This is a genomic window from Streptomyces sp. NPDC006208, assembly GCF_040613775.1.
Classification (GTDB): Bacteria; Actinomycetota; Actinomycetes; order Streptomycetales; family Streptomycetaceae; genus Streptomyces.
In genome coordinates, this window is the sequence record NZ_JBEXSW010000019.1 from 134,535 (window position 1) to 143,271 (window position 8,737).

Sequence of the window (8,737 nt, forward strand, 5' to 3'; positions counted from 1 at the left end):
CCGTTGACGGGACGCGTCTCGAAGTACCCGAAGATCCGCCATCAAGCTAGGGCAGGGTGATGTGGTACGCCTTGCGCAGCGTCTCGTGCACGGTCCACGTGGTCCGGTCGCCCTCCCGCAGCACGCACGCGTCACCCGGTCCGACGTCGAAGGTGTCGCCGTCCTCGACGGCGATGGTGGCCCGGCCGCTCACCACGACGAAGAGTTCGTTCGCCTCGGTGTCGGTCACCACGCCCGGGGTGATCTGCCAGATGCCACGGATCTGCTTGCCGTCCTCCGACTCCCACAGCACCTTGCCCGACACCTCTGGAGTGCCCTGCACGATCTGCGCCGGGTCGAGCGGGTCCGCCTCCAGGGCGGCGGCGGGGACGTGTACGGCAAAGCTGGTGAACGTGGTCATGGAACGGGACGCTAGGCCATCCCGGACCATGCCGCCCAGGGACACACTGCCGCCCTCCCCACCCGCCGGGACGACGTTGTGACGAGCCACGATGCGACGAGCCTGGTCATCTGTCCCTCGTGCCCCTGCCCGCGCCGACCACCGGACGGCGGCGCGGATGCGGGAGGCGCAGTCGGCCGACGGGGCGGCGGGGCATCGCCGGCCGGAGCCGCACGGCGGCCCTCAGCCCGCCGCCCGGGGCGGGCAGCAGCACGACCTCGCCCCCGCTGACCAGGGTGAGCCGCTGGACGAGGGAGAGGCCGAGTCCGGTGCCGCCCTTGGGGGCGCCGGGGGCGCGCCAGAACCGGTCGAACGCGCGGCCGCGCTGCTCGGCGGTCATGCCGGGGCCCTGGTCCTGGACATGCAGCTCCACCCGGCCTGCGAGGTGCCGTCGCGAGACGGTGACCATGCTGCCCGTGGGGGCCGCGCGCAGGGCGTTGGAGAGCAGGTTGTCCAGAATCTGCTCGAGCGCCCCGGGCACCGCGAAAGCGGTGCCGATCTGCTTGCCGACCAGGACGAGGCGTACACCCTCCCTTTCGCACAGGGGGGACCAGGTGTGGATGCGCTGCTTCACCACCCGGTCCACGTCGACGGGTTCGGGGGTCAGTGCCGTCTCCTCCATCCGGGCGAGCGCGAGCAGGCCCTCGACCATGCGGCCCAGCCTCTCGGTCTCGGTCATCGCCGCGTTCAGGCCGGGGCGCAGATGGGGCAGGGTGCCGGGTTCCATGTTGTCCAGGTGCAGTCGCAGCGCGGCGAGCGGGGTCTTCAGCTGATGGGAGGCCTCACCGGCGAAGGCGCTCTGGGACGCGAGCAGATGCTCCAGCAGGGCGGCCGTACGGTTGAAGGTGGTGGCCAGGCTGCGTACTTCCGGTGGGCCAGAGGTCACCGACGCCGGGGTGGACAGACTGCCGCCGGCCAAGGTGCGGGCGGCGCGCTCGAGTTCGAGGATCGGGCGGCCGATCCAGCGCGCCAGCGCGAAGGCGGCCATGGCGGCGGTGGCGAGCACCGCGAGCCCGCCCAGTCCCAGCAACAGCCACACCTGAAGGACGTTCTTCGCGATCGCGTCGGTGGGGACGGCCAGGCGCACCGCACCGTCGACCGAGTCGCCGTGGCGTACGGGAACGGCCACCGAAAGCCACTGCACGCCGCCGATGGTGGACGTCCGTACGGTCGCACCGTCACCGCCGCGCAGCGCGTCGCGGATCTCCGGGCGCCGCGCCAGACCGGCTCGCCGGCCGGGCCCGAGTGAAGGGGAGGAGGCGAGCAGGGTCCCTTTTCCGTCGACGACCAGTACCCGCCCGCCGATGCGTTCGGCGCAGTCGGCAACCCGCTCGGCGAGTTCACCGGAGCGGCCGGACGAGAGGGACAGGGCGGCGTGGGCGGCGATCGACTCCGCCTCTTCCGTGGCCGCGTTGACGCCGCGCTCACGCTCGGCGCGACTGTAGATGTAGCCGAGCGGGATCTCCAGGCAGACGAGGACGAAGACGGCCAGGGTCAGATAGCTGAGCAGCAGTCGCCGTGTCATCGGGGCTGCGGCTCCGTCCGGGGGAGGCCGGTGCCGCTGTGGGGCCGTACCGCGAGGCGCAGGCCCACTCCGCGCAGGGTCTGGATCCAGGCGGGGTCGCCCAACTTGCGTCGCAGGGTGGCCACATGGACGTCGAGGGTCTTGGTGGGACCGTGGTAATGGAGATCCCAGACCCGGTCGAGGATCTCCTGGCGCGAGTAGACCGCCCCCGGGTCCTCGGCGAGCAGAGCCAGCAGGTCGAACTCCTTGGGGGTGAGGACGATCGGGCTGTCCCCGATCCAGACCTGCCGGGTGCGGCGGTCGACGACCAGCGCCCCTGTCCGGGAGGGCTGCCGCGGTACACGCCCCGGCCCCGGTTCGGGCAGTGCATCCGGTGCGGGGCCGGGATGCTCCCGCCCCGCCGCTGCACCCGGTCCCCACTCGGGTGCGGCGCCCGGCCGTGCTGCCGTGCGGCGGGTCACGGCCCGGATGCGCGCCACCAGCTCCCGTACGCTGAAAGGCTTTGCCAGGTAGTCGTCGGCGCCCAGTTCCAGGCCGAGCACGCGGTCGGCCTCCGTACCGCGTGCGCTGAGCATGATGATCGGGACGTCGGAGACCTGGCGGATACCGCGGCAGACGTCGACGCCGTCCATGTCGGGCAGCCCCAGGTCGAGCAGGACGATGTCGCCGTACGGGCCCTGGAGTCCTGCGGCGCCGGTGGACACATGACCGACTGTCAGTCCGTAGCGGACGAGGCCCTCCACCAGGGGTTCGGCGATCGTCTCGTCGTCCTCGATGAGCAAGGCCCGCAGGGTCATGGAGTTCCGTCTTCCCGTGAATCCTGAGTGAATCCTGACAGCACGAATTCCCGATGGTCCGCATCCGGGACGATCACCGTACATTTGATTGAATCAACGGCAGGCAGGTCCACGGACTTTGGGAGGCAGGTCACAGCACGGCATCCAATTCTGAGGTGGCTCTAGCCTTCCCCTAACCTTCGCCTTGCCTCGCCCTCTCTACGGTGTTGAGCCAGTTCCCGGCCCCAGCAACCCGTCTGAGGAGGCATCATGAAGGCACTGCTCGAACGCGCCCGTTCCTTCCGGCGCCGCGTGGATTTCGAAAGTGACACATACCGGAAACTCGCCGAGGGGCAATTTCCGCAGGCACTCTTCATCGCCTGTTCCGATTCCCGCGTCATACCCGCACTGATCACCGGTGCGTGTCCCGGCGAGGTCTTCGAAATACGTAACGCAGGTAACATCGTGCCGGCCTACCGGCCGCATCTGGTGTCCGGAGAGGCCGCCACCGTCGAGTACGCGCTGGAGGTGCTGGACGTTCGCGACATCGTCGTCTGCGGGCACTCGCACTGCGGCGCGATGGGCGCGCTGGCCTCGGGCAAGGACCTGTCCGCCCTGCCGCGGGTGGATGCCTGGCTGGAGTCGGCGAGGCCGGGGCTCGCGTCCGCCCTGGACCGCGTACCGGCCGGCCCTGTCGACGCCGCCGGCTTCGCCGCACGGATCGCGGAGCTGGCACAGCTCAACGTGCGGGCACAGCTGACCGCACTGCGCGCATACCCGGCGGTCCAGCGGCGGCTTGAGAAAGGCCTGCTCAGGCTGCACGGCTGGTACTACGAGGTGGACACCGGCCGTCTTCAGGAGCTGGGTGAGGACGGCAACTCCTTCCAGGTGCACGCATGCTGAGCCCGGGGCAGGAGCAGAAGGAGGCAGAAAACCACGCCGCGGGGCACGGCGGCCGCGGCCGGCACCGGGCCGGCCGGAGCTCCGGACGCAAGCCGGGTCGTATACGAAGTCCCTACGGCAACGCCCCTCCCCCGGACGCGACCCGGTCACGGCAGGCACCGGCCCGCCGGCCGAAGAGCGGAACGACGGGCGGCACCGGACAGAAAGAGAAGGTGAATCTCGCCACCGAGATCACCGCCTCCTTCGTCGTCTTCCTTGTCGCACTCCCCCTGTGCATCGGCGTGGCCGTGGCCTCGTCCGCCCCGCCCGAACTGGGCATCATCTCCGGGGTCGTCGGCGGCCTGGTGATCGGCATGGCGCGCGGCAGCACCCTTCAGGTGTCCGGCCCGGCGGCCGGTCTGGCGGCACTGGTCGCGGAGGCCGTACTGGAGCACGGCCTGGCCACGCTCGGAGTGATCGTGCTGGCCTCCGGCGTGCTGCAGATCGGGCTCGGGCTGGTCCGGCTCGGGCGGATGTTCCAGGCCATCTCCATCGCGGTGGTGCAGGGCATGCTGGCCGGGATCGGACTGCCGCTGATGTTCGGCCAGGCCTATCCGCTGGCCGACTCCAAGGCGATCGGCAGGCCGGTCGAGAACCTGCTGGGCATCCCCGATCTGATCGCGCGCACCGTGGCCGATCCGCAGAAGGCGATCGCTGCCGGACTCGGTGTCGCCACCGTCGTGCTGAGCTTCGTCTGGAAGAAACTGCCGGGCCCGCTGACGAAGGTCCCGGCGGCCTTGGTCGCGGTGGCGGGCGGTATGGCGGTGGCCTCGCTGCCGGGGGTCGGCATCGCCACGCTCAAGGTCGGCAATCTGCTGGCATCCGTGCAGATTCCGGGGCCGACGCAGTTCGCGGCGCTGGCCGGCGGCTCGGTGCTGAGCACCGTGCTCACGTTCACGATCATCGCGTCGGCGGAGAGCCTGTTCACCGCCGCCGCCGTGGATCGGATGCACACCGGTGAACGCACCCGCTACAACTCGGAGTTGATCGCGCAGGGCGTGGGCAACACCATCTGCGGCTCCCTCGGCGCGCTCCCGATGACCGCGGTCGTCGCGCGCAGCTCCGCGAATGTGCAGGCCGGCGCCAGGACGCGGCTGTCGCGCACCCTGCACGGCCTGTGGCTGCTCGCCTTCGCCCTGCTGCTGCCGAACGTGCTCGCCCTCATCCCCATCTGCGTCCTGGCGGGTGTCCTGGTGCACAGCGGCTGGAAGCTGTTCGCGCCGGAGGAGTTCCCGAAGATGTGGCGGCAGGACCGCGGCGAGTTCGTGGTCATGACGGTCACCACGGTCGCGATCGTCGCCACAGCCCTGCTCGAAGGTGTACTGATCGGACTCGCCGCGGGCGTGGTGCTGGCGGCGCTGCGGATGTCCCAGGCGTCGGTGCGCACCAGCGTGGAGGGCGACACCGCGAAGCTGGTCATGGCGGGCAATGTGACCTTCCTGCGGCTGCCGAAGCTGATCGACGCCCTGGAGGCGGTCGCCGCCGCCGGGACGCCCCGGATACGGCTCGATCTGACCGGCGTGGCTCATTGGGACCACGCCTGCCGCAGCCAGGTGGACGAGTTCGTGGCCAAGCACCGGGGGGCGGACATCCGGGTGGAGCTGCTGCGCCCGAACACCCCGAACGCGCCGGCTCCCGCCGAGGCCTCCCCCGAGGCGGATCCGGCACCCGACGGCGCCCGGGCGCCCGCGCACGTGCCGGGCCCTGAGCCCCGGCCGGAAGCGTGGGCGGGCCCTGAGCCCCGGCCGGATCCGTGGGCGGGCCCTGAGCCCGGGCCGCAGACGCAGTGGTTCTACCTCGACCCGACCCCGGTCGGTGACTCCGGGGCACCGACCGGCCCCGCGGAGCCCTTCGATTCCCTGACGTCACCGCTGTCGGCGCAGGAGTTCGAGACCTGGGGGCGGATGCGCTGACGGCGCCGCGAGCAGCCGCACACGACGAGGGGCGACGGGCCGCCGCGCGGCACGTCGCCCCTTGCGCCGTCCGTTCAGCCGATCGGCGCCGGCATCGGCACGACGTCATAGCCGAGCTCGATGGCGTCGCCGGTGGCCGGGTCGGCCAGCTCCACTCGCCAGCGCTCGCCGAACTGGTCCACGCCCTCCGTCATGGGAATCGTGCCCGAGATCAGGACCGTGCCGGGCACCAGGTCACCGCGCTCTCGCAGCACGTCGGCCCAGTAGGCCGGGGTGAGCAGCTCGGCCAGCGTGCCGTCCTGGATCGCGGTCTCCTCGTCGCCGTGGGTCACCCAGGCGCGCAGGGTGAGCTCGTCGAGGCGGTCCTGGACGTCCGCCAGCCGCCATGCCCGGCGCGCGAGTACATCGGGGCCTGCGTTCTTGCTCCAGGCCACGCCGTGCACCTCCAGCTGCCGGTCCGTGTGATCGCAGGCGGCGGTCAGCAGCAGCTCGCCTGCGCCGTCCACCACCAGCGCCCACTCCGCCTCGCCCGAGGTGCGCTTGTGCTGCACGCTGATCTGTTCGGTCTGCTGGGCGAGGTAGGGGGAGACCGGGTAGAGGGCCGGGGTGACCGAGGGGGCGGGTACGCCCAGCTCGGCGAGCTCCGCCACATGCGCGGCCACGTCCTCCTGGCTGCGTCCGGCATAGCCGGCGTTGAGCACCTGAACGACGTCGACGTCCCGGGTCGAGCCGTCGGGCAGTTCGAAAGTCAGCAGCGCCATGATTTCTCCACGTTGATCGCGAATACCGGAGCGGTGAACTTTGCACCTGGGGCTTGCGCATACGACCTGTATACAAGAAGTATGCCGGAAGGTCGACATCCCGCCTCACAAGGACGGACAACGTGAACAAGCCTGAGAGCAGCGGCGCGGTACGCCGCGCCTTCTTCGCCAGCCTCACCGGCACGGCTTTGGAGTGGTACGACTTCGCGATCTACTCCGCGGCTGCGGCCCTGGTCTTCGGTGACCTGTTCTTCCCCTCCGAGGACCCCACCACGGGCACCCTGCTGGCCTTCTCCACGTACGCGGTCGGCTACGTCTCCCGGCCGCTCGGCGGGCTCGTCTTCGGCCGCCTCGGTGACAGGATCGGCCGCAAGAAGGTCCTCATCACGACGCTCGTGCTGATCGGCGTCGCCACCCTGCTCATCGGCCTGCTGCCCACCTACACCAGCATCGGTGTGACCGCCCCGGTCGTTCTGGTGCTGCTGCGCTTCGCCCAGGGCGTCGGTGTCGGCGGCGAGTGGGGTGGTGCCGTACTCCTCTCCAGCGAGTTCGGCGACCCGCGCCGCCGCGGCTTCTACGCCTCGGCCGCACAGATAGGTCCCCCGGCCGGCAACCTGATGGCCAACGGTGTGCTCGCCGCGCTCGGCGCACTGCTGACCGAGGCCCAGTTCCTGGACTGGGGCTGGCGCGTGGCGTTCCTGCTCTCCGGCGTCCTGGTCGTCTTCGGTCTGTGGATCCGCACGAAGCTCGAGGAGACACCCGTCTTCAAGGCCATGGAAGCCGAGCAGAACCGCCCCGCGGCCCCCGTCAAGGAAGTCCTCACGACCCACCCCCGCCGGCTCGCCGCCGCCATCCTCTCCCGGGTCGCCCCGGACGTGCTCTACGCACTGTTCACCGTCTTCGTGCTGACGTACGCAACGGGTGAGCTGGGCATGTCCCGGGGCTCGGCGCTCACCGCCGTCCTCATCGGTTCCTCGCTCCAGATCTTCCTGATCCCGCTGGCCGGCGCCGTCTCCGACCGCTTCAACCGCCGTCTCGTGTACGGGGTCTCCGCGGCCGCCGCCGGCGTCTGGCCGTTCGTCTTCTTCCCGATGACCAGGGGCGGGAACTGGACGCTCCTCGCGCTCGGCGTCGTGGTCGCCCTCGTCCTCCACTCCTTCATGTACGGACCTCAGGCGGCTTTCATCGCCGAGCAGTTCGACCCGCGTCTGCGCTCGACGGGCTCCTCCCTCGCGTACACGCTGGCCGGTCTCATCGGTGGTGCGATCGCGCCGCTGATGTTCACCGCGCTGCTCGACGCGTACGCCTCCTGGATCCCGCTGGCCCTCTACATCGTGGTTGCCGCCGCCGTCACCATCACCGGTCTCCTGCTGGGCCGCAACGCTCCCGAGGAGGAGAGCGCGACGGCCGGCACCGCAGAAGCGAAGACCGCCGTCGCCACCGGCTGAGCCCGGCACTCCTGGCAGCCGGCACCACCACAGGAAGGGAATCCACATGCGCATCGCGCTGAGCCAGATCACCACCGGCCCCGACCCTGAGAAGAACCTCGCCGTCGTGCGCGACGAGGCACACCGCGCGGCACGAAGCGGCGCCCGGCTGGTGGCCTTCCCCGAGGCGACGATGGCGTGCTTCGGGATCCCGCTCGGGCCGGTCGCCGAGCCGCTGGACGGGCCGTGGGCGAACGGACTGCGGGCCGTGGCGCAGGAGACCGGCCTGGTGGTGGTCGCCGGCATGTTCACCCCGGCAGGCGACGGCAAGGTGACCAACACGCTGCTGGCCACCGGTCCCGGCGTCGAGGCCTCGTACGACAAGATCCATCTGTACGACGCCTTCGGCTTCGCCGAGTCCGACACCGTCGCCCCGGGGTCCGAGGTCGTCACCATCGATGTCGACGGCGTGTGCGTCGGCCTCGCCACCTGCTACGACGTCCGATTCCCCGAGCTGTTCCGCGCCCATGCCGACGCGGGTGCCGTCGCCTCACTGCTGCTCGCCTCCTGGGGCGCGGGCCCGGGCAAGCGCGAACAGTGGGAGCTGCTGACCCGCGCCCGGGCGCTCGACGCCACGCTCTGGCTCGCGGCGGTCGGCCAGGCCGATCCGGCGGTGTCCGGTACGGCGCCGGAGTCGAAGGCCCCGACCGGCATCGGATTCAGCGCGCTCGTCGGTCCCGACGGGACGGTACGGGACCGCCTCGAAGCCGGACCGGGTCTGCTCGTCGCCGACCTCGACATCGAGGAGGTCGCATCGGTACGCCGTTCCGTGCCCGTGCTGGCCAACCGCAGGCTGGGCCGGGCCTGAGCCGGACTCCCGCGTCCCGGCGGCCGTCGACGGCCGCCGCGGCCTTTTGGTGTGGGTCGGCCTGTCGTTTGTGTGGGCGGCAGCGG

General features: G+C 71.0%; 8 protein-coding genes. 4 read left to right on the forward strand and 4 right to left on the reverse strand.

Annotated elements, in window-relative coordinates; all coding sequences use genetic code 11:
• Positions 1–46 precede the first annotated feature (46 nt).
• The 3 genes from ABZ208_RS17905 to ABZ208_RS17915 all read right to left on the reverse strand — a co-directional run bounded on the left by ABZ208_RS17905 (position 47) and on the right by ABZ208_RS17915 (position 2,761).
• The gene (locus ABZ208_RS17905; RefSeq protein ID WP_356910411.1) at positions 47–400 is read right to left on the reverse strand and encodes a cupin domain-containing protein; all 354 of its coding nucleotides are present in this window, start codon (positions 398–400) and stop codon (positions 47–49) included.
• A gap of 106 nt (positions 401–506) precedes the next feature.
• Complete coding sequence (locus ABZ208_RS17910; RefSeq protein WP_356910412.1) at positions 507–1,964, reverse strand: ATP-binding protein; 1,458 nt, start codon at positions 1,962–1,964, stop codon at positions 507–509.
• Positions 1,961–2,761, reverse strand: coding sequence for a response regulator transcription factor (locus tag ABZ208_RS17915; RefSeq protein ID WP_356910413.1), 801 nt, complete (start codon positions 2,759–2,761; stop codon positions 1,961–1,963). The genes ABZ208_RS17910 and ABZ208_RS17915 overlap by 4 nt, the downstream gene beginning before the upstream one ends.
• Before the next feature lie 249 nt (positions 2,762–3,010).
• On the opposite strand from ABZ208_RS17915, the gene ABZ208_RS17920 reads away from it, so the two are divergent.
• Both ABZ208_RS17920 and ABZ208_RS17925 read left to right on the forward strand, forming a co-directional pair.
• Entirely contained in the window at positions 3,011–3,643 is a 633-nt protein-coding gene (locus tag ABZ208_RS17920) for a carbonic anhydrase (RefSeq protein ID WP_356910414.1), read from the forward strand.
• Positions 3,644–3,855: 212 nt separating this feature from the next.
• Entirely contained in the window at positions 3,856–5,595 is a 1,740-nt protein-coding gene (locus tag ABZ208_RS17925) for a SulP family inorganic anion transporter (protein WP_356910415.1), read from the forward strand.
• A 74-nt stretch (positions 5,596–5,669) separates the two neighbouring features.
• Here the strand turns inward: ABZ208_RS17925 and ABZ208_RS17930 are convergent, their stop codons facing one another.
• Positions 5,670–6,356 carry a DUF2848 domain-containing protein gene (locus ABZ208_RS17930; RefSeq protein WP_356910416.1) on the reverse strand — a complete coding sequence of 229 codons (687 nt, stop codon included), beginning with the start codon at positions 6,354–6,356 and terminating at the stop codon, positions 5,670–5,672.
• Positions 6,357–6,478: 122 nt separating this feature from the next.
• Between ABZ208_RS17930 and ABZ208_RS17935 the strand changes: the two genes are divergently transcribed.
• Both ABZ208_RS17935 and ABZ208_RS17940 read left to right on the forward strand, forming a co-directional pair.
• Complete coding sequence (locus tag ABZ208_RS17935; RefSeq protein ID WP_356910417.1) at positions 6,479–7,804, forward strand: MFS transporter; 1,326 nt, start codon at positions 6,479–6,481, stop codon at positions 7,802–7,804.
• Positions 7,805–7,850: 46 nt separating this feature from the next.
• Positions 7,851–8,651, forward strand: coding sequence for a carbon-nitrogen hydrolase family protein (locus ABZ208_RS17940; protein ID WP_356910418.1), 801 nt, complete (start codon positions 7,851–7,853; stop codon positions 8,649–8,651).
• The last annotated feature ends 86 nt before the right edge of the window (positions 8,652–8,737 follow it).